Origin of the sequence: Pseudomonas sp. PICF6, assembly GCF_009831705.1 — a bacterium.
GTDB lineage: Bacteria > Pseudomonadota > Gammaproteobacteria > Pseudomonadales > Pseudomonadaceae > Aquipseudomonas > Aquipseudomonas rhizophila.
In genome coordinates, this window is the sequence record NZ_WUUD01000018.1 from 145,362 (window position 1) to 165,853 (window position 20,492).

15 protein-coding genes and 1 tRNA gene are annotated in these 20,492 nt (G+C 60.5%); 4 read left to right on the plus strand and 12 right to left on the minus strand.

Translation table 11 applies throughout. The features are described from left to right. Positions 1-809, plus strand: an 809-nt coding sequence (locus GSM73_RS11810) for a LysR family transcriptional regulator (RefSeq protein ID WP_256676856.1), incomplete at its 5' end; no start/stop codon positions are given. 111 nt (positions 810-920) lie between these two features. On the opposite strand, the gene GSM73_RS11815 is transcribed toward GSM73_RS11810, so the two are convergent. Further along, a tRNA-Ser gene (locus tag GSM73_RS11815) sits at positions 921-1,008 on the minus strand. Positions 1,009-1,132: 124 nt separating this feature from the next. On the opposite strand from GSM73_RS11815, the gene GSM73_RS11820 reads away from it, so the two are divergent. Next, complete coding sequence (locus tag GSM73_RS11820) at positions 1,133-1,804, plus strand: Bax inhibitor-1/YccA family protein (RefSeq protein WP_039588756.1); 672 nt, start codon at positions 1,133-1,135, stop codon at positions 1,802-1,804. A 403-nt stretch (positions 1,805-2,207) separates the two neighbouring features. Next, positions 2,208-3,551, plus strand: a complete 1,344-nt coding sequence (locus GSM73_RS11825) for a hypothetical protein (protein WP_160892614.1) — start codon at positions 2,208-2,210, stop codon at positions 3,549-3,551. 41 nt (positions 3,552-3,592) lie between these two features. Here GSM73_RS11825 and GSM73_RS11830 read toward each other — a convergent pair whose 3' ends face one another. Further along, entirely contained in the window at positions 3,593-4,030 is a 438-nt protein-coding gene (locus GSM73_RS11830) for an Lrp/AsnC family transcriptional regulator (RefSeq protein ID WP_047226583.1), read from the minus strand. 134 nt (positions 4,031-4,164) lie between these two features. Here GSM73_RS11830 and GSM73_RS11835 point away from each other — a divergent pair, with 134 nt between their 5' ends. Beyond that, positions 4,165-5,058 carry a DMT family transporter gene (locus GSM73_RS11835; protein WP_107322532.1) on the plus strand — a complete coding sequence of 298 codons (894 nt, stop codon included), beginning with the start codon at positions 4,165-4,167 and terminating at the stop codon, positions 5,056-5,058. 18 nt (positions 5,059-5,076) lie between these two features. Here GSM73_RS11835 and GSM73_RS11840 read toward each other — a convergent pair whose 3' ends face one another. The 10 genes from GSM73_RS11840 to GSM73_RS27235 form a co-directional block, all read right to left on the minus strand. After that, positions 5,077-6,702, minus strand: coding sequence for an NADP-dependent glyceraldehyde-3-phosphate dehydrogenase (locus GSM73_RS11840; RefSeq protein ID WP_047226581.1), 1,626 nt, complete (start codon positions 6,700-6,702; stop codon positions 5,077-5,079). Positions 6,703-6,923: 221 nt separating this feature from the next. Next, positions 6,924-7,838 (minus strand): autotransporter outer membrane beta-barrel domain-containing protein, encoded by a 915-nt coding sequence (locus GSM73_RS11845; RefSeq protein ID WP_160892616.1) that lies wholly within the window; start codon positions 7,836-7,838, stop codon positions 6,924-6,926. Positions 7,839-8,185: 347 nt separating this feature from the next. Continuing rightward, on the minus strand, positions 8,186-8,986 hold the full coding sequence (locus GSM73_RS11850; RefSeq protein WP_047226579.1) for an endonuclease/exonuclease/phosphatase family protein: 801 nt from the start codon (positions 8,984-8,986) through the stop codon (positions 8,186-8,188). Positions 8,987-9,168: 182 nt separating this feature from the next. After that, positions 9,169-9,933: a PIG-L deacetylase family protein gene (locus GSM73_RS11855; protein WP_160892618.1), complete on the minus strand. Its 765-nt coding sequence runs from the start codon at positions 9,931-9,933 to the stop codon at positions 9,169-9,171. 248 nt (positions 9,934-10,181) lie between these two features. Then, on the minus strand, positions 10,182-12,341 hold the full coding sequence (gene glgX, locus GSM73_RS11860) for a glycogen debranching protein GlgX (protein WP_047226577.1): 2,160 nt from the start codon (positions 12,339-12,341) through the stop codon (positions 10,182-10,184). Between the two features lie 209 nt (positions 12,342-12,550). Continuing rightward, positions 12,551-12,877: a DUF2934 domain-containing protein gene (locus GSM73_RS11865; RefSeq protein ID WP_107322529.1), complete on the minus strand. Its 327-nt coding sequence runs from the start codon at positions 12,875-12,877 to the stop codon at positions 12,551-12,553. Between the two features lie 20 nt (positions 12,878-12,897). Further along, entirely contained in the window at positions 12,898-15,684 is a 2,787-nt protein-coding gene (locus tag GSM73_RS11870; RefSeq protein ID WP_160892620.1) for a malto-oligosyltrehalose synthase, read from the minus strand. Continuing rightward, positions 15,681-17,759, minus strand: coding sequence for a 4-alpha-glucanotransferase (gene malQ / locus GSM73_RS11875; RefSeq protein ID WP_160892622.1), 2,079 nt, complete (start codon positions 17,757-17,759; stop codon positions 15,681-15,683). The genes GSM73_RS11870 and malQ overlap by 4 nt, the downstream gene beginning before the upstream one ends. Then, complete coding sequence (gene treZ / locus GSM73_RS11880; RefSeq protein ID WP_160892624.1) at positions 17,756-19,558, minus strand: malto-oligosyltrehalose trehalohydrolase; 1,803 nt, start codon at positions 19,556-19,558, stop codon at positions 17,756-17,758. The genes malQ and treZ overlap by 4 nt, the downstream gene beginning before the upstream one ends. 7 nt (positions 19,559-19,565) lie before the next feature. Then, positions 19,566-20,492: glycogen/starch synthase (locus GSM73_RS27235; RefSeq protein ID WP_256676857.1), on the minus strand; the 927-nt coding region annotated here is incomplete at its 5' end.

Sequence of the window (20,492 nt, forward strand, 5' to 3'; positions counted from 1 at the left end):
TGGCAGGACTCGAAAATGAGTTGGGCGCCAGTCTTCTTAACCGTACGACTCGCAACACCAGCGTTACCGTCGCTGGGCAAACCTATTTCGAGAAGGCCGTCGCCATTCTCGATGCCATTGATCAAGCCGATGCCGTAGTCGCCGACCGTGGCATCGAGGCCCAGGGACGCCTACGGATCAGCGTCCCGGTGGAGTTTGGTCGACGAATCATCGCGCCGCATCTGGGTCGATTGCTTGCTCGTCATCCAGGACTGGAAATCAGCGTGTCGTTGAGCGATCAGGTCAGCGACCTGCTGAGCGAACAGATCGATGTGTCGGTGCGTCTCGGATCGTCGGTGGTCAGTGAGGATATCGTCAGCAAACGGGTAGGGGCCTTCCAGCGCTGGGTGGTGGCCAGCCCGGACTATCTGAGTCGTCACGCGGAGCCGTCTCATCCCCGTGATTTGCTGGAGCTACAATGCCTGCGCTTCGATTACGGTGGTTCGCACCACCACTGGACGTTCCAGGGCGAGGACGAAAGCATCCAGCTCAACGTCCACGGTCGCCTGCAAAGCAACAACGCCGATATCCTGCGTGAAGCGGCGATCGCAGGCGGCGGAGTGGCCCTGTTGGCCGACTGGCTGGTACGTGACGACGTCGCCGCCGGCCGGCTGGCACGGTTGCTGGAGCATTATGAAGTCAATCCCGGCAGCGCGAGCAGCTGTATCAATGCCCTGTATTTACCCAATCACCGGGGCTCCAGTCGGATCAATGTGTTCATCGATTTTCTTGAGGAGATCCTCGCGCCTGATCGATTGGATAACCAATAGCGCCAACTCAGGTGCGTGGTTTTCTGGCGGGAGAACCAGGGTAGCGCAACAGAAGCCGTGTGCGCCAGAAACGACAAAGCCCTGAAAAATCAGGGCTTTGTCGTATAAAGATGGCGGAGGCGATGGGATTCGAACTCATGGACCTGTTACAGTCGACGGTTTTCAAGACCGTTGCCTTAAACCACTCGGCCACACCTCCGTATTGCGTTGCGGGCGCCATAATACCCGAATGAAACACACTGTCAAACTCTCTACGTAGCTTGTTACAGAGCGTCTGTTATCATCCTTGCCACTGAATGTTTCAAAACCGGAGGAGTGTCGCCATGCGCGAACAGGATTACGCAGTGAACAACAGCGTGCAGGCTGAGCAGCTAGAGGTTAGCCGCGTCCTGCGCAACACTTATGGCCTGCTGGCACTCACGCTCGCTTTCAGCGGTGTGATGGCCTTCGTTGCACAACAGATGCGCGTCGGCTACCCGAACATCTTCGTGGTGCTGATCGGTTTCTACGGCCTTTTCTTCCTCACCAACAAGCTCCGCGATTCGGCCTGGGGCCTGGTTTCGGCCTTCGCCCTGACCGGCTTCATGGGCTTTCTGCTCGGCCCGATCCTCAACCGTTACCTGGGAATGCAGGGTGGCGCCGAAGTGGTCAGCTCGGCATTCGCCATGACCGCGCTGGTGTTCGGTGGTCTGTCGGCCTACGTGCTGATCTCCCGCAAGGACATGAGCTTCCTGAGCGGTTTCATCACCGCAGGCTTCTTCGTGTTGCTCGGTGCGGTAGTTGCCAGCTTCTTCTTCCAGATCAGCGGCCTGCAACTGGCAATCAGCGCCGGCTTCGTGCTGTTCTCGTCGGTCTGCATCCTGTATCAGACCAGCGCCATCATCCACGGCGGCGAGCGCAACTACATCATGGCGACCATCAGCCTGTATGTATCGATCTACAACCTGTTCGTCAGCCTGTTGCAGCTGTTCGGCCTGATGGGTCGCGACGACTGATTGCATGCGTGATATGGAAAGCCCGCTTCGGCGGGCTTTTTTTCGTCCTCGATTTTTCGTTATGGCCAATTGCCCGCAAAAAAGCCGAATCATGATGGCGCCTTTGAATAATTGATCTACAACTATGACAAGGGATTGCATTGCCAGGGGCGGCATGAGGTAAACCGGTCAACCACCGCGCGAAATCTTCGCCACGTTCCCCCCCAATATCGTTCGCATTCGGCTATCCGAGCCAGGTCTGATTGCGCCCGTTTTTCAGGCGCCAAGGAGGTGTACGCACGTCACTGAGCGTTAACCGTGAGCCGGCGGGGGCAACGCGCCCTGGCCCAATAACAAAGGAAGCCCTGCGCATCAATCAGGAGATCGATGATTTGGCAGGCGTTGCCCCTATAAGGAGATACCGATGATTAAGTCCCACGCAAAGATCCTTGTACTCATGACCTTGGCCGGCGGGTCGTCCATGGCCAATGCCGGCACCTTCCCTGATTTCGGCTTCGCCCCTCCCAAGAGTGAATATTCCGGCCCTGCGTTCCAGCTCAGCCAGAACTATCCCACCACTGCCCCTGGCGCCGCGTCGATGCCAGCGTTCTTCAAGATTCTGCCAACAACACGCAGCAATGATTTTGAAACCTGGCGAGCCTATATGGAGGGCGTCAAGCAATACTGTCTGGAGGGCAACGCCGAGACCAACTGGAATGTGCAGAAAAACACCGTCCGCCAGTGGTACCACATGCCCTGGCAGCATTACGGGCCGAGCGGGCGTGAAGGCATCCACGGGCTGACTCGAGAGGCGCCGATTCAGCCTAAACAGCTCGCTCACACACAGTTGGAGTCCGGTCAGACTTATGCGGTGGGGATCTATAACGATATCGGTGCCTTTACCATCGGCCAGGTCTGGAAAGATCCGCAGAACCCTGACCCGAGCTTCACTTCAAAGCCCAAGAGCTTCCCCAACGGCACCGTGGTGTGTAAGGCGTTGTATGCGGACATCGATGTCAATTCGGTGCCGTCGTTGGCCAATCCCTTGCTGCTGGATGCCTACACCGCCGTCACGTTTACATCCACTGATCGCGTCGTGAAAAAAGTCGCATTGATCCAGATGGACATTGCCGTGCGTGACTCGCGTGTCAGCGAGACCGGATGGCTCTTCGGGACCTTTCAGTACAACGGCATCGATAAAAGCAAAGGCGACTGGGAAAACCTGGTGCCTGTCGGAATCATGTGGGGTAACGACCCTGAAGTGACCAGTAGCGAGTTCACCAATCCGACCCCGACAGAAACTAAAATCAACCCGGCATTGAAGCAGACCGCAATCAATGCCAATACCAAAGAACTGCCGCCGACCCACCTGGGTTGGAACGGACGCCTCAATGGGCCGGTGGACAACCCGCAGGCTTCATGCCTGAGCTGTCACATGACCGCTGAATACCAGCAACTGGCGATCATGAACCCGACTTTCCAGGCCAACCCACCAGCGCCGGGTACTGAAGAGTGGATGAAATGGTTCCAGAACATCCCCGCCGGCCAACCCTTTACGCCGGGCACCCAAAGCACGGACTACAGCCTGCAATTGTCCGCGGCCTTGGCCAACTTCTATGACTGGAAATGTAACCACAGTGGCGTCTATGCCGATGGCAAGAATGCTTGTGAAAAAATCGTGCCGCTAAAATTGATGAAAGCAAGCAATGCGCCTCAGGATGAGGTGCAAAAAGTGCAGCGCAGTCCTGAGCTGGAAGACCTCGAGTAACATAAATCCCGGCCTCGGATGACACCGAGGCCGGGTCAGGTTCATGCCATGGGTGGCAGTCGCCGCTTGACCGGAGTCTTCTTGACGATGGCAGTATTGGTTTCTGCCAGAACATTGAGCTTGTCCAGCAAGGTGTCCAGTTGCTCCATCGAACGCACATGCAGCCGAGCGATGAAGCAGTCATCGCCGGTGACCTTGTCACATTCGGTAAATTCAGCGATGGCCTGGATCTGCCGTTCCACTTCCTGCAACTGCCCCGGTAACGGGCGAATACGCACAATTGCCTGGAGCTGGTAGCCGAAGCACTTGGGGTCCACTTCAACGGTGTACGCCCTGAGCACGCCACGCTCTTCGAGCCTTCGAAGGCGCTCGGCGACGCTGGGGGAAGACAGGCCGCTCAAGTTTGCCAGGGCCTTGAGGGAACGCCTGGAGTCTTCCATCAGAGCGCTGATGAGGATCTGGTCGATGTCGTCAGTCATTTTTCACTCCGTTAGGCCAATGCTCGAAGTTGCCTTGATAAAAAAGGTCGAAAGCCAGTTTAGCCTTTCTCGTGCCATGGAGGAGCGCCCCTTTGGCTCGGCATACTGTGCCCACTTGCTGAAGGAGCCTGAAGATGGACAAGACCTTACGTCGCGGTTCGCTGGAAATGACCGCCGCTATGTTGATTTCCGGAACCATCGGCTGGTTCGTGCTGGTTTCCGGTGTGCCGGTGCTGGACGTGGTGTTCTGGCGCTGTGTGTTCGGTGCTGCGACCTTGCTGCTGATTTGCGCCGGTTTCGGATTCTTGCGTCCGGGTCTCCTGACGCGTACCACCTTCTTGCTGGCGGTGCTCAGTGGCGTGGCGATCGTGGGCAACTGGGTGCTGCTGTTTGCTTCGTACTCCCGCGCGTCGATTGCCATCGGTACGGCGGTGTACAACGTTCAGCCGTTCATGCTGGTGGGATTGGCGGCGTTGTTGCTGGGGGAAAAAATCACCGCCCAAAAGCTGTTCTGGCTGGCGGTGTCGTTTCTCGGCATGTTGGCCATCGTCAGCGCCCACGGTGAGCAAGGGCAGGGTGGCGGCGACTATCTGACGGGTATCGCCCTGGCGTTGGGCGCTGCCTTGCTGTACGCCATTGCGGCGTTGATCATCAAGCATCTGACCGGGACACCGCCGCACTTGATCGCGCTGATTCAGGTCAGCACCGGTGTGTTGCTGTTGGCACCCTGGGCGAACTTTTCAGCGTTGCCGCAGCAGCCCGAGGCCTGGGCTAGCCTGGTAACCCTGGGCATGGTTCATACCGGCGTGATGTACGTGTTGTTATACAGCGCGATTCAACGGCTACCCACCGCAGTGACCGGCGCGTTGTCGTTCATCTATCCGATCGCGGCGATTTTCGTCGACTGGTTCGCCTTCGGTCATCGCCTCGAGTTGCTGCAGTGGCTGGGTGTGGCAGCGATCCTGCTGGCGGCCGCCGGCATGCAGCAGGGCTGGGGCATCAAGGTGCGCCGTCCAGCCCTGCCATAACCCATCGTTCGGCGCGGGTCAGAAGATGTAGTCGGTGGTCAGGAAGTTAGAGTCCCGCCCGCGGATGATGTCGCTGATCAGCGCCTTGTTGCTGTCCTGGAACTTGGTCGCCACCAACGTGCGGATCGAAAAGGTGCGCAGCGCATCGTGGACCGACAACGTGCCCTCGGCCGAGTTTTTCCGGCCGTTGAATGGGAACGTGTCCGGGCCACGCTGACATTGGGCGTTGATGTTGATGCGTCCGACCTGGTTGGCGAAGATGTCCACCAGTTTGCCGACTTCGGCCGGGTTGTTGCCGAAGATGCTCAACTGTTGGCCGAAATCGGACTCGAGCACGTAATCGACCACGGTATTGAGGTCGCGGTACGGCACGATGGGGACGACCGGGCCGAACTGTTCTTCGTGGTAGACCCGCATTGCAGTGTTCACCGGATAGAGCACGGCCGGATAGAAGAACGAACCGCGGGATTCGCCACCGTGTTCATTCGTCACCTGCGCACCTTTGGCGGCGGCATCGGCCACCAGCGCCTGCAGATAATCGACCTTGCCCGCTTCGGGCAACGGTGTCAGTGCCACGCCATCTTCCCACGGCATGCCAGGTTTCAGGGCAGCCAGCCCGGCGTTGAACTTCTCGATGAATGCCGGTGCCAGGTCTTCGTGGACAAACAGGATCTTCAATGCGGTGCAGCGCTGGCCATTGAAAGACAGCGAGCCGGTCAGAGCCTCGCTGACGGCGTTGTCCAGATCCACATCCGGCAGAACCAGGCCCGGGTTCTTTGCGTCCAGGCCCAGGGCGGCACGTAAACGGTGCGGGCGCGGATGGAGTTTTTTCAGATCGCTTGCAGCTTTGTTGGTGCCGATGAAGGCAAAGATGTCGATCTTGCCGCTGGCCATCAGCGCGCTGACGGTTTCCCGGCCGCTGCCGTAGATCACATTGATCACACCGGCCGGGAAGCTGTCGCGAAATGCCTCCAGCAGCGGCCGCACCAGCAGTACGCCGAGCTTGGCCGGCTTGAACACCACGGTATTGCCCATGATCAATGCCGGAATCAACGTGGTGAAGGTTTCGTTCAGCGGATAGTTGTAGGGTCCCATGCACAAGGCCACGCCCAGTGGCACGCGGCGGATCTGTCCGAGCGTATCCTGTTCCAGCTCGAAACGGCTGGAGCGGCGGTCCAGTTCCTTGAGGGCGTTGATGGTGTCAACGATGTAATCGCAGGTGCGGTCGAATTCTTTTTGGGAGTCCTTGAGATTCTTGCCGATTTCCCACATCAGCAACTTGACCACCGCCTCGCGTTGTTCGCGCATGCGCGCCAAGAACGCCTCCACGTGGCGGATGCGTTCTGCAACACGCATCGTTGGCCACTGGCCCTGGCCGCGGTCATACGCGCGGACGGCTGCGTCCAGGGCGGTGAGCGCGGTCTGTGCATCCAGCAGCGGCGTGCTGCCCAGTATCACTTGTTCGTCCCCCTGCGGGCCTGCCAGGTACACCGGGCTGCGAACAACTGCCAGCGGCCCTTGCCAGGTTTGCAGCACGCCATCGATCAGGTATTCGCGCTGCTCGATCTGTCCCTCGAGGCGGTAGGCCTGCGGAATATCGGCAGCGCTGGGAAACAGGTTGGCGAAGAGGTTGGCTTGGGTCATGTCGTTACTCCATCAATGAAATGAGCCATGGGCTGACGGCTTTCAGGCGTAAATCGCTTTTAGGGTTATACGCCCAAATGGCGGTGCGTTTTAAGTGCCGGGGGGCGAGGGACAGGATTTTATCGGCGTCGGGGAAGTGTGGAGGCGGGCAGGCTGGACTCATTGCTGGTTGGCATGGCGAGTCGCCAACACATGGCTGCGACCCGCCCTGAAGCGCTGGTTTACCAACGCATCCGTACCCCGAGACTGCCGATCAGCCCGTTGAGGTCGTTGTCGTCGACGTCGCTGCTGTAGTCAGCGCTGATGTAGAGGCTCACCACCGGTGTAACCCGCGCCACCAACCCCAGCCCTACCTCGACGGTGGAAGATTTGCGGCTGCTGCTGATCTTGTCGACTTTGTCCAGGGTCAAGGTGTCGGCACTCTGGACCGTGTGCCAAAGGTTGGTGCGCACGTAGGGTTCCACGCCCAGGCCGTTGACCTGATACGTCCCTTTGAGGCGTGCCCCGACGCGCCCGCTCCAGGTGCTCAGTTCGTTGCCGGAGCCGTTCTCGGCATTGGGGTTGTCAAGGGTGATGCGCTGGTTGATCAGTTGCGCCTGGGGTTCGACCACCCAATGGTCGCTGATACCGATGGGAAAACCGCCTTCGACCGACAACGTGACGGCATTGCCTTCAGCGGCCTGACGCTGGCCTTGCTCGGTGCGGCTGTAACCGTTGACGCGCCCGCCGCTGGCACTCAGATCCACATGCCAGCCTGCCGGACCGGTCAGGCTCCAGTACGCGCCCAGATGGGTGCCTTGCAGGTTCAGTGCTTCTTTGCCGGGCTCGGCCATGGCCGGTGTCACCAGCGTGCCATTGACGCGGGTGATGACCTGGTTCTGTCCACTGATCAGGCCCACGCGTTGGGTATGGCCGCTGTCGTTTCGCAAGGTGAAGAGGGCGGGACTCTTGCTGGAGGTGGGGTCAGTGTCAGTGGAGGCGGCGCCCTGGCTGTCGGACTGTGTTCGGTCATACCAGGGTTGCGACGTCTGCTCGGCGGGCCAGGCCCATACCTCCATGGACGAACACAGTAACAACGAAGTCGAGATTGTGTAGAAAGTGGTAGTGATCTCTTGTGGACGGAGGGAAGTTTTCATGGGGGCCTGCCTTGCAATCGCATGCGTTTCTCGCTTATGGCGTCTCTCCTACCCCGAACGAGGGGCGACCGAATGGATTGAGGCAAACCTCGGGCCGTCCGCTGTAGCGGGGTTCCGAGGCTTGCCCCTGACTGTATTTCCGGGGGTAGTACGTTGTAGTCAAGAAGACCGGTGCCGTCGCGTCAAGAAAATGAACGATGAATGGCAAACTGAAATCAGTGCCAATAAATAACTGATTTTTTTCGGTTATCTAGATCGGTGAATTGACGTCAATCAACCGTTTCAACCCCTCTGGTTCATCGACTCACCATTTGATTCGTACGCCGGGTGTCGCGCAGTGTTTGGCCTCACAAATGCACTTCCACGCAAAGCGGCAGGTGATCGCTCAGGTGTGTCCAGGGTTTGCTGCCCAGGATTTGCGGGGCATGGCTGGTGGCGTTGCGCAGGTAAATACGGTCCAGACGCAGCAGGGGGAAGCGGGCCGGGTAGGTCCTCGCCGGACGACCGTGGTGGTGCTCGAAGGCTTCGTGCAGGTATTGGCGACGGGCGAGGGCGGTATTGCCGCGCAACTGCCAATCGTTGAAATCACCGGCGATGATCACCGGGGCGTCTTCGGGCAACGAATCCAGCAATTGGCAGAGCAATTTGAGCTGCAACTGGCGATGGCTTTCCAGAAGGCTCAGGTGCACGCAGATTCCGTGGACCTCGGCATGACCGGGTACGTCCAGCACGCAATGCAGCAGTCCGCGCCGCTCGGGACCGGTGATGGAAACGTCGAGGTTACGAAACTCGCGGATCGGGTATTTGGACAGCAAGGCATTGCCATGATGGCCATCGGGATACACCGCGTTACGACCGTAGGCAAAATCGCTCCACATGCTGTCGGCGAGGAACTCGTACTGGGACATTGGCGGCCAGTTCTCGTAGCGCGAAGCGTGGCGGTCGTGTTCCCCCAGCACTTCCTGCAGGAACACCAGGTCGGCACCGGTGCTGCGTACCGCTTCACGCAGCTCGGGCAGTATGAAACGACGGTTGAGGGCGGTAAAACCCTTGTGGGTATTGACCGTCAGAACCCGTAGCCGATGGACCGCCGCGGGCGTGTCCAAAGGCGTTGATTCGGCGGCTTGCCGGTTGGGATCGCCAGTCACGTTCACTCCTGAATCAGACGTACCTGTTCATGCGACTTATAGTGGCTGCCGCAGTTCCGGATTTTTCCCCGTTGCCAGGTCAATCACGTCACCCGCTGAGCCACCGTTATCGTGAGCAGGCTCGCTCCCACAGGGTAGGGGGCATCGCTTTTGTGACATGCCTCACACTGGATTGGCGGTGGTCAGATGAACACAATTTCATAGGGCAAACCCATGCGATCAAGAATGACCCGTGGCACCAACGGTGCGATGCCGCTGGCGGGCTCGCCGTTGAGTTGGCTGGCGTAGGCGTGCATGGCGTGCCGTTTGCGGGCGGTGGTCCAGATATCCAGGCGCAGCTTGCGGGCCCGGTGCCAAGGGATCTTGTTTTGCTCACGGACCGGCCAGTGCCAGGCCCACACCGGCAGCTCAATGAACACTGCCGCGATGCTTTCGGCGGCCAGGGCCCCGGCGCGGCCAACGGCATCATGGTCGCTGTCACCATCCTTGCGCCAGGTACTGAACACAACGTCGCCCGGCTTCAAGTACCGAGCGATGAAAGCGCTCAGTTGGGCCTCATGGTCGGCGAGGGTTTTTTCCGGGAAACCACCGCGCACCCACTGCATGCCACGGGCCGGTACCCCCAGGCGATGCAGGGCGTCCACGCTTTCCTGGGGATGGGGGCGGTAGGCATGCTGACGCTCATCGGTCCACAGCGGTGAGCCGGGATGGCTGATGCTGCCGTCGGTGACCGAGATCAGCAAGATGGGATGACCCAGATTGCTCAGCAACTGGAGCAGACCGCCACAGGCGCCGACCTCATCACCCGGATGCGGAGCAAGGATCACGGCGCGTGCGCCAGCGGGAATAAGGGTCTGGGTACTGATGATGGGAATGTCGGCCAGCTGGGGGGCGCTGTTCCATATTTGCGGATGCTGTCGACCTGGCAAGCGAGAAGCGAGTTTCATGAGAGACGTCCCTGTTTGTATTCAATCTTTCAGCCATGCACCGGGCCGATTGCCCGGTGGTGCCCACCAGGGCCTGACTGCGAGCGGCGATGTTCCGATCCTGGAATCTACCGCTCGCCAAGTATTGATCATGTTGGGCGATTCGTCGCGCCCCATGTTGTTGCGAATGCTGTTTTTCTGCGCGGGGACTGAGCGGGTGAACAAACCGCGTCCCTGCGGTTGTGTTTTTTCACCCGTTTATCGAAGGTTTATTCCTCCTCCTCACGTTGCAACTCGAACAACAACAGCGAGCGGCCGGTGACGGAGTATTCGTAGTCAAAATCGAAACGCTCCTGGCCACGCACCTTCGGCTGGTTAGTGTCGACCATGCATGTCCAGAAACTGCCTTCGGGCACTTCCGGCAGGCGGAAGTTGACGATGTCGTGATGGGCATTGACCACCAGAAGCAGGGTCGCGTTGCCACCCTTGCGACGAATACCGGTTTCCTGGGCGCGCCCGTCCATCAGCATGCCCAGGCACCGACCGTGGCCGTCGTGCCATTGCTCGGTGGTCATCTCGCTGCCATCGGGGGCCAGCCAGGTGACATCCTTGACGCCCAGGTCTTCGTTGTAATTGCCCACCAGGAACCGCCCGCGCCGCAGGATCGGGTAGGTCAGGCGCAGTTTGATCAGGCGCTTGACGAACTTGAGCAGCGCCTCGCCATCCTCACTGAGGTCCCAATTGACCCAGCCGATTTCGCTGTCCTGGCAATAGGCATTGTTGTTGCCGTGCTGGGTCCGAGCGAACTCATCGCCAGCGACGATCATCGGCGTGCCCTGGGCCAGCAGCAAGGTCGCAAAGAAGTTGCGCATCTGCCGCTGACGCAGTTCATTGATCTCAGGATCGTCTGTCGGGCCTTCGACGCCATGGTTCCAGGACAGGTTGTTGTTGCTGCCGTCCTGATTGTTTTCGTCGTTGGCTTCATTGTGTTTGTCGTTGTACGACACCAGGTCGTGCAGGGTAAAACCGTCATGGGCGGTTACGAAGTTCACCGAGGCGTATGGACGACGACCGCGCTGGTTGAACATCTCGCCGGAGGCCGTCATGCGGCTGGCAAAGTCGGCGAGTTGGCCGTCGTCGCCTTTCCAGAATGCGCGCACCGTGTCGCGGAATTTGTCGTTCCACTCCACCCAGCCTGGCGGGAACCCACCCACCTGATAACCACCAGGGCCGCAATCCCACGGCTCGGCGATCATTTTCACCTGGCGCAACACCGGGTCCTGGCGACAGGCGACGAGGAAACTGTGGCGCTCGTCGAAGCCATCGTGGTATCGACCCAGAATAGTCGCCAGGTCGAAACGGAAGCCGTCGACGTGCATTTCCGTGGCCCAGTAGCGCAGGGAGTCGGTGACCATCTGCAGCACGCACGGGTGACTCAGGTCCAGGGTGTTGCCGGTGCCGGAATCGTTGATGTAGTAGCGTTTGTCATCCGGCATCAGCCGGTAGTACGAGGCATTGTCGATGCCGCGCATGGACAGGGTAGGGCCTTGCTCGTTGCCTTCAGCGGTGTGGTTGTAGACCACGTCGAGGATGACTTCCAGGTTGGCCTCGTGCAGGTGCGCAACCATCTCCTTGAATTCGGCGATTTTGCCGCTGGCCAGGTAACGCGGGTCCGGGGCGAAGAAGGCAATGCTGTTGTAGCCCCAGTAGTTGGTCATGCCCTTGTGCAGCAGGTGCTGGTCATTGACGAACGCGTGGACGGGCAGCAGCTCCACCGATGAAACACCCAGCTTGCGGATGTGCTCGAGCACATCGTCCACCATCAATCCGGCGAAGGTGCCTCGCAGGTTTTCCGGAACCGAGGGGTGACGCATGCTGATGCCGCGAACATGGGTTTCATACAGGATGGTCTTGTCCCACGGCACACTGACGCGCTGGTCGTTGCCCCAGGTGTGGGCCGGGTCGATGACTTTGCATTTGGGTACGAAGGGCGCGCTGTCGCGTTCATCGAAACTCAGGTCGCCGTCCGGGTGGCCGATGGTGTAGCCAAACAGTGCCTCGGACCACTTCAGCTCGCCGACCAATTGCTTGGCGTAGGGGTCGATCAGCAGTTTGTTGGGGTTGAAGCGGTGGCCATTCTCCGGGTCGTAAGCGCCATAGACCCGGTAGCCATAGATCATCCCCGGATGGGCGTCAGGCAGATAGCCGTGGTAAATCTCGTCGGTGTACTCCGGCAGCTCGATACGCTCGAGCTCGACTTCGCCGGTATCATCGAAAATGCACAGTTCAACCTTGGTGGCGTTCGCTGAGAACAGCGCGAAATTGACCCCCAGGCCATCCCACGTCGCACCCAGCGGGAAAGGTAGCCCTTCACGAATCCGCGAAGCCTCGATAACGGGCGGCGGCGTAGTGTTTTTTGGATGGGTCATAGTTGCTCCTGCAAAAGACAGACAGATACGGCAATGCTGTTCACTTAAAATCTATTCTTTTCACTGTGGCGAGGCAGCTTGCTCCCGCTGTGCCGCCTAGCGGCACCATTGATCGACACCGCGCATCCAGGCGTCGGCCTGGTGTGGCGTCAGCACGCGCCCTTGTCAGCACGGGGGCGCATGCCCTTGAGGCGGATGTCAGGTATGGATCAGTTAGCCGGCGGCTTGCGCGGCGCTCGTGGCTTTTTCTCCACAGGTTTTTCCGCCGCGGTGCTGACAGCGGCAGGTTTAGCTGCAGGCTTGGCCTTGGGCGTAGTGCTTTTCGTGGCAGGCTTGGCTGCGGTGCTCTTGGTTGCGGCAGGCTTGCTCGCCGCTGGTTTACCGGCGGCCTTGGCGGGTTTGCTCGGTGCCAGGGCTTCGGCCTCGGCAAGTTTGCGAGCCATCTCCCAGTGGCGTTTTTCCTGCCCGGCAGGCTTACCCTCGGATTCCCAGATCTGATAGGCGAATTCACGAATGCGTTTATCGTCGGTACTCATCGCAGTGCTCCTGACTGAACTCAAGATTGGATAAAGACATTGACCGGGAAATCCCCCAGCGCGTCGCTGACCATCAGCTCCCTTTGGGGTGTGACTGCCGCGCTGGAAAAAAGTCCCTTCAGTTTTTCATCCCCACGGGCAAACGGTAGTGATACGCGGGTGTCGCCCCAGTCCGATGCAGCCACCAGCGGCACGGCACCGTTTTCCAGCAGGCGAGCTGCATGGATCGGTACCACTATGATTGCCCGTTGTTGCTCATGCTCACGCATAAAGGCCAGGACCCGTTCGGCCTGCGCGCCAACCACTTGCAATGGCTGATAGCAGCCTTGCTGGAACAGCTGCAAGTGTTCGGTGCGTACGGCCAGTGTCCTGGCGATCAACGCTTGCTTGACCCTGCCATCGCGCCAAGTGCTTACCAGTTGCGCTGGGGTGCCTGGTGCTTGCATTGCCTCGCGGCGCGCCAGGAAATCCACCGGGCGGCGGTTGTCCGGATCCACCAGGCTGAAATCCCAGAACTCATTACCCTGGTACAGGTCCGGTACACCAGGCACAGTCATGCGCAGCAAGGTTTGCGCCAAACTGTTGAGGGCACCCGCCGGGGCGATGACCTGGACCGCCTCGGCGATGGCGTTGCGCAGAGGCAGCCCCTCATCACCGAGCAACAGCCGCTCCAGGAACAGTTGGGTCGCCTGCTCATAAGCGTCGTTGACGGCCGACCAACTGCTTTGCAACTTGGCTTCGCGCAAAGCCTTGCGTTGCCATTGCCACATGCGCTCGTTGTAGTCGGCCAGTGCCGTGTGGTCGTGCACATCCAGGTCCAGCGGCCAACTTCCCAGTAGCGCCTGGTACAGAATCAATTCATCACCGGCTGAAGGAGCGGCGGGGTCGCTGTGCAGCGATGGCGCAAAAATGCGCCACTGGTCCACGCACGCCATGTACCAATCAGCTCGTTCGCTGATGACCGCCAGCCGCGCCCTGGTGTCTTCGCCGCGCTTATGGTCATGGGTGGCGGTGGTCATCAGGTTGTCAGGGAAATGCTCCAGCCGTTCGAGGCAGGCGTCATGAAACGCTTGCGGCGGAGCGCTGAACCGTTCGGTGTTGTAGCCCACGTCATTGCGCGACAACAGCACTGCCGAACGATAAAGCGCCGTGTCTTCCACGGCCTTGGCGGCGGCTGGCGAGGTCAGTTGCTGGAAACGCACGCAAGCATGGCGCAGCCGTTTGCGCTGACCACCCCGTGGGCGATCCCGCCAGGGCATGCCGCCGAGCCAGTCGGCCAGGTAGTCGAGCACCGGCCAGTCGGCTTCGCTGAGGGTCTGTCGGGCGTCTTCCAGGGCCTGACGAAAAAACACATCGTCTTCGTTGGAGCGGCCGAGCGGGTTGATGTAGGTGCGGTACACTGGGAAGTGCACGATCAGTTCCTGCAACGCGCGGCGAATGGCGCCGAGGGTCAGGTCACGGGTCATCACGTCGTCCCGCGCGACTTGCAACAGGGCCTGGGCGACGCTTTCGAAGTCTCCGGCCAGGGAACCATTGAGAATCTGTTGACGGGCCAGACGCGCTTCTTCGATGAAGTGCGCCGGTCGCTCGCTGTGGCGACTCCAGAACTCGGCAAGGGGCTCGGCACCGGCCGGGTCATGCTGCAGCAACGAGATCTGGTTCATGAACTCGTAACCGGTACTGCCGTCGATGTTCCAGTCCCGACGCAGGCTCTCGCCATCGCCGAGGATTTTCTCAATGAAAATGGGCAGGTGCCGCGAGGGCGAAAGCGAATCAAGACGCCTGCGCAATTTGCGGCAGTAGCCGCGAGGATCGGCAAGACCGTCGATGTGGTCGATCCGCAAGCCGTCCACCAATCCTTCGGCGATCAATTCGAAAATTTTGGCGTGGGTGGCTTCGAACACCGCGGGGCGCTCGACCCGCAGGCCACCCAGCTCATTGACGTCGAAAAAGCGCCGCCAGTTGATGTCGTCCGCCGCCGTACGCCAACTGGCGAGCCGGTAACTCTGGCGCTCCAGCAATTGATGCAGACGCTCGAACCCCTCGGGTTGCCGGGAGTCGTAGGCGCGCAAGTTCTCTTCGATGGTGGCCTGGATACCTGGCTGGCTGGCCAGCTCTTGCAATTGCTGCTGCAGCGGTCGGGCCAGGGTATGGGCGTCGGTCTGGTAGTTCAGCGTGGTAAAACGCTCGGCCAACGCCTTGAGGGATTCGGCCTGTTCGAATGGCAGCGTTTCGGCAGGTTTGAGTAATTCGCCGTACTGCATGGGGCAGATAGGGAAGTGATGCTCGTAATGCTCGGCCAGGAAGCTGCCTTGTGTGGCATCGAAGCGTAACTTCAGGGTGCCTTCCTGCAAGGCCACTCCGTAGTCGCTGCCTAAAAACGGCAGCAACAGTTGGCCCTCCATCAAGGGGTCGGGAGAATGCCACTGGATATCGAAAAACTCGCCGAAGGGGCTCAAACGTCCCCATTCCAGCAGGTCCTGCCACCAGGGATTGTCATTGCCGCCGACGGCCATGTGGTTGGACACGACATCGAGAATCAACCCCATCCGGTGCTCACGCAGGCTGGCGACCAGGCGTCGAAGCGCCGCTTCGCCGCCCAGTTCCGGGTTCACCTGGGTCGGATCGACCACATCGTAGCCATGCATGGAGCCGGCGCGGGCTTTGAGCAGTGGCGAGGCGTAAATATGGCTGATGCCCAACGATGCGAAGTACGGCACCTGGGGGATGGCATCGTCCAGGGTGAAGCCTTTATGAAATTGCAGGCGAAGGGTCGCCCGCAATGGTTGGATCAACGTCTGATTCATCGGTCACGCTCGTTCGCCTGAAGCCTTGCACAGGCGAGGATTTCCAGACGCCGGGCGGCGCCCGGGTCATCCAGCAGCACCTGGCTGTCACACGCCAGGCGACGCCGCCAGTTGGGGTGGGTATCGGTGGTGCCAGGCAGGTTGGCCTGCTCGTCGATGCCCAGGGCGTCTTCGAGCGGCAGCAACACCAGCGGCGCACGGGTATGGCCGAGAAAACGCACACTGGCGTCGAGGATCTCGTCGGTATCCAGGTGTTCTTCACGAAAGTTCTGCGGGTCCTGATTCAACACATTGCTCAGGCCTTCGCGTTCACGTTCGCGGTGTTTGCGCCAGTCCATCTCGGTGTGGGAGTCGATCAGGTCCAACCGGGCGTTCCAGTCGATATCATGACCGTGCCACCAGCCATTGAGGGTCGGCAAGTCATGGGTACTGGTCGTGGCCAGGGCATTGTCCGGCCAGTCGAGGATGGGTTTGAAGTGGGTGTTGTCCTGTTCGAACAACAGCACGCGCATGCCGAGGATCGACCGGGCGCTGAGCTTCTCGCGAAGGCCCTCGGGCACGGTGCCGAGGTCTTCGCCCAGGACGATGGCTTGATGGCGATGGGATTCAAGGGCCAGCAGACGCAGCAGGTCGTCCACCGGATAATAAAGGTAGGCGCCATCGCTGGGCGGGGCGTCGTTGGGGATCACCCACAGGCGCTGCAAGCCCATCACATGATCGATGCGCAAGCCGCCGGCGTGGGCGAAGTTGGCCCGTAGCATCTCAATGAACGCGCGAAAACCATTGCGTACCAACCCCTCTGGCGAGAATGCCGAGATGCCCCAGCCTTGGCCGGAGCGGTTGAGGATGTCCGGTGGTGCGCCCACGGTCAACGAGGCGAGCAGTTCATCCTGCCGACTCCAGGCCTGGCTGCCTCCACCATCGGCGCCTACTGCCAGGTCAGCGATCAGGCCAATGCCCATGCCGCTGGATTTAGCCGCGCTCTGGACGCGCTCCAGGCACCGGGTAATCAGCCACTGGCAAAACGCGTAGAAGCCGATTTCGTCGGCGTTCTCCTCGGCAAAGTGCGCCAACGTCGAACTACGCGGGTTGCGCCATTCTTCGGGCCAATGGCGCCAGTCCAGGCTTTCTCCCCGAGCCGCACGTTCGGCCTGCAGGGCTTCGAAGCGGCAATGATTCTCCAGGGGTTCGCCGCTGGTGTGGCGGAAACTGCTGAAATCCTCATGCAATGGATGCTCGCCCTGGCTGAAGCCGTCGTACAGGGCGCGCAGGACTTTCTGCTTGGCCTGGGCCGCCACGGGCCAATCCACCAGCGGTTGTTCTTCCAGGTTGCGCAGTTGGTTGGTCAAACCGGTGGCGTCAATGGCCGCGCGTAGCGCGCGTTCGCCGAGAACGGTGCCCGGCGCGGCATAGAGACTGTTGAGGAAGAGCCGGCTGGACGGTGAATAGGGGCTGTAACGGCCGGTGTCGCTGCTGAACATCGCGTGCATCGGGCTGATCGCCAGGGCGTCGGCACCGCGCTCGCCGGCGACCCGTATCAACTCTTCCAGGGCCTGGGTGTCACCGAAACCGCCGTCGCCGGGGCGGCGCAGCGCATATAACTGCGCGCTCAGGCCCCAGGCGCGGGGCGTCGGATTATCCACCGCATCGGCCACGCTATAGCAATGTGCTGGCGCGACCGCCAGGATGAAATGCTGGTCCTGGATGCTGACGTGCTGGTAACCCACCGGGACCATCCCCGGCAACCTGGCGTCGGCGTCGAGTTTCAGGTTCAGTGTGGCACCATCCTCGAGCTGGATTTCGCAGGGCGTGGCGGCTTCGAAGTAGCGGCTCAGATCCACGCTGGCGCCGACATCGGCGGTGATCAGCGGTGGCAATTGATGATTCTGTTGGTCCTGCTGCAATTGCAGCAGGCTGGCGTCGATTTCCTGGGCGGTCCCGGCTGGATGGCCCAGACCGATGAGGACTGAACGCAAGACGGCGGGCGAGACTTTCTGCGCCCGGCCGTTGGCGTCGATCCAGTCCACCGCCAGGCCCGCTCGGCCGGCGAGAATTTCCAGTTGCGCATCGCTCATAGGCGCTCTCCAGTGATGTTGGGCAAGTTTGCCGCGTGCGTCAGACTGACCAGCGCGCTGTAGGGCGCCAGGGCCCCTTGCTGCAACAGACCCATGGCGTGCTGCGGATGTTCGAAAAGAATCTCGGCCTCTTCTTGAGCGGTATGCTTGACCGGCTGATCGCTGAGGTTCAGGTCAATGCGCAACACGCTGCCGTCGCCCATGCGCCAGCGTGCGCTGACTGCGCCATAGCCCAGCACTTCGGCGTCCAAGGCCTGGGCTCCGGGCAAGCGCGGGACGATCACTTCACGGCGGATTTTCAGCAGTTGTCGATAGAGTGTTTCACTGGCTAGTTGCTCAGCGTGCTGCGCCTCCAGCTCAGGCCTCGACACCTCAAAGGTATCAGCCGCGTTAGGATCCGGGATGCGCTCACGCTTTTCGGGATCGGCAAAGGCACTGAACGCCTTGAACTCGTTGCGCCGACCCTCACGAACCAGCTCCGCCAGCTCGCCGTGATGGCTGGTGAAAAACAGGAAGGGTTGCCGGGCGGCTACTTCATCGCCCATGAACAGAAGCGGAATCATCGGCGACAACAGCAACAAGACCGTCGCCGCTTGCACGGCCTGAGGCGGGGCCAGTTGGTGCAGGCGTTCACCCAGTGCCCGGTTGCCAATCTGATCGTGGTTCTGCAGAAACAGCACGAAGGCGCTGGGGGGCAGGTGACCGCTGGGTTCGCCCCGGGGCTCGCCGTGACGGTTGATATGGCCCTGGAAGACAAACCCCTGGCTGAGGCAGCGTGCCAATTGTTCCGTCGGCTCTTGGGCATAGTCAGCATAATAGGCGTCGGTTTCGCCGGTCAGCAGCACGTGCAGGGCGTTGTGCCCGTCATCGTTCCACTGGGCGTCATAGCCGTGCTCCAGCAGGCTGGCCTGGTTGTGTTCGTTTTCCACGGTCAACCAGACATGCCGAACCGGATCTACCTGTTCGCGCACCCTGGCGGCCAGTTCCTGGAGAAAATCCGGATCTTCGATCGCATGCACGGCGTCCAGGCGCAGTCCGTCGAAACGGTATTCCAGCAGCCACATCAGCGCATTGTCGATAAAGAAGTCCCGCACCTCGCGGCGCCGGAAGTCAATTGCCGCGCCCCAGGGGGTGTGCTTGTCTTCGCGGAAAAAACCTTTTGCGTAACGGTGCAGATAATTGCCGTCGGGGCCGAAATGGTTGTAAACCACGTCCACAATCACCGCCAGCCCGTGGCCGTGGGCGCTGTCGATCAAGTGCTTGAGCTGTTCCGGCGTGCCGTAGGAGGCCTGGGGAGCGTAGGGCAGGACGCCGTCGTAGCCCCAGTTACGGTCACCGGGAAACTGCGACAGCGGCATCAGTTCGATGGCGGTTACCCCTAATCCAGCCAGGCGCGCCAGGTGCTGTTCGACGCCTTGGAAACCACCGAGGGCGCCGACGTGCAACTCATAGATCACAGCTTCATGCCAGGGGCGCCCGGACCATTGGGTATGGCGCCATCGGTAAGCATGAGGGTCGACCACCACGCTGTGGCGGTCAATGTCACCGGCCTGGGCGCGGGACGCCGGGTCGGGAACCTCCAGTTCGCCGTCGATGTTGTAGCGATAACGAGTGCCGGCGGGGCAACGGGTCTGGATCATGAACCAGCCATCGGCCTGGGGCAGTAGCGGTATTGAATCTCCAGTGTCGAGCTCGACACTCACAAAAAAAGCATCCGGGGCCCAGAGGGCGAAGCGGGTGTGCTCGGCATCGAGCATGACCGCGCCATGGGTCCAGGTTTCAGGCGTCCTTGACGGCATTGTTACCTCATTGTCTGGCCGATTTACCCAGTGACTTGGCCACTAGCTGTTCATAGAGTTCGGCGTAGGGTTCCACGGCCTTGCACCAGTTGAATGGCGCTGACATAGCCCGGCAGCGCATCGCGTTGAGCAGGTCAGGGAACTCGAAGACCTTGAAGGCCCGGCTCAATGCCTGTTTGTAACTTTCGGCGGTGGACTCATCGAACAGGAAGCCGGTGATGCCGTCTTCGATGGTGTCCGCCAGCCCGCCGGTATTGCGTGCCACCGGCAGCGAGCCGAAGCGCTGGGCGTACATCTGGCTCAAGCCGCAGGGCTCGTAGCGTGAAGGCATCAGCAGAAAGTCGCTGCCGGCGAACATCCGCCGCGCGTCGGTTTCGTTGAAGCCGATGCGTACACCGATCCGTCCGGGAAAACGCAGCGCCAGTTCACGCATGGCTTGCTCTTCCTCCGGTTCGCCGCGACCGATGATCGCGATCTGGCCCCCGGATTCGACGATGAACTCGGCGACGGCTTCGGTCAGGTCCAGGCCTTTCTGGTACACCAGGCGCGAAACCACGGCGAACAACGGGCCGCTGGAGTCGTCTAGACCAAACAGATCGCGTACATGAGCCGCGTTCACGGCTTTGCCTTCCCAGTCACCCATGGCGAACTGGCGGAACAAGTGCGTATCGGTGGCCGCGTCCCAACTCTCGTCGATGCCATTGGGAATGCCGCTGAGCAGGCCTTGTTGTGTTTTAGCCGCAAGAAAACCGTCGAGCCCGCAACCGAATGCCGGGGTAGTGATTTCCTGGGCGTAGGTGGCGCTGACCGTGGTGATATGACTGGAGTAGGCCATGCCGGCCTTGAGAAACGACAACTTGCCGTAGAACTCCATGCCTTCCTGCTGCAGCGCGTGCTCCGGGATACCCAGCTCCGGGCATGAGGCCAGGCTCAC

Bases quoted from the DNA above. Each gene is read 5' to 3' on its own strand.
- GSM73_RS11820 (WP_039588756.1), top strand. From the start codon at position 1,133: ATGCGCGAACAGGATTACGCAGTGAACAACAGCGTGCAGGCTGAGCAG.
- GSM73_RS11825 (WP_160892614.1), top strand. From the start codon at position 2,208: ATGATTAAGTCCCACGCAAAGATCCTTGTACTCATGACCTTGGCCGGC.
- GSM73_RS11830 (WP_047226583.1), bottom strand. From the start codon at position 4,030: ATGACTGACGACATCGACCAGATCCTCATCAGCGCTCTGATGGAAGAC.
- GSM73_RS11835 (WP_107322532.1), top strand. From the start codon at position 4,165: ATGGACAAGACCTTACGTCGCGGTTCGCTGGAAATGACCGCCGCTATG.
- GSM73_RS11840 (WP_047226581.1), bottom strand. From the start codon at position 6,702: ATGACCCAAGCCAACCTCTTCGCCAACCTGTTTCCCAGCGCTGCCGAT.
- GSM73_RS11845 (WP_160892616.1), bottom strand. From the start codon at position 7,838: ATGAAAACTTCCCTCCGTCCACAAGAGATCACTACCACTTTCTACACA.
- GSM73_RS11855 (WP_160892618.1), bottom strand. From the start codon at position 9,933: ATGAAACTCGCTTCTCGCTTGCCAGGTCGACAGCATCCGCAAATATGG.
- glgX (WP_047226577.1), bottom strand. From the start codon at position 12,341: ATGACCCATCCAAAAAACACTACGCCGCCGCCCGTTATCGAGGCTTCG.
- GSM73_RS11865 (WP_107322529.1), bottom strand. From the start codon at position 12,877: ATGAGTACCGACGATAAACGCATTCGTGAATTCGCCTATCAGATCTGG.
- GSM73_RS11870 (WP_160892620.1), bottom strand. From the start codon at position 15,684: ATGAATCAGACGTTGATCCAACCATTGCGGGCGACCCTTCGCCTGCAA.
- malQ (WP_160892622.1), bottom strand. From the start codon at position 17,759: ATGAGCGATGCGCAACTGGAAATTCTCGCCGGCCGAGCGGGCCTGGCG.
- treZ (WP_160892624.1), bottom strand. From the start codon at position 19,558: ATGCCGTCAAGGACGCCTGAAACCTGGACCCATGGCGCGGTCATGCTC.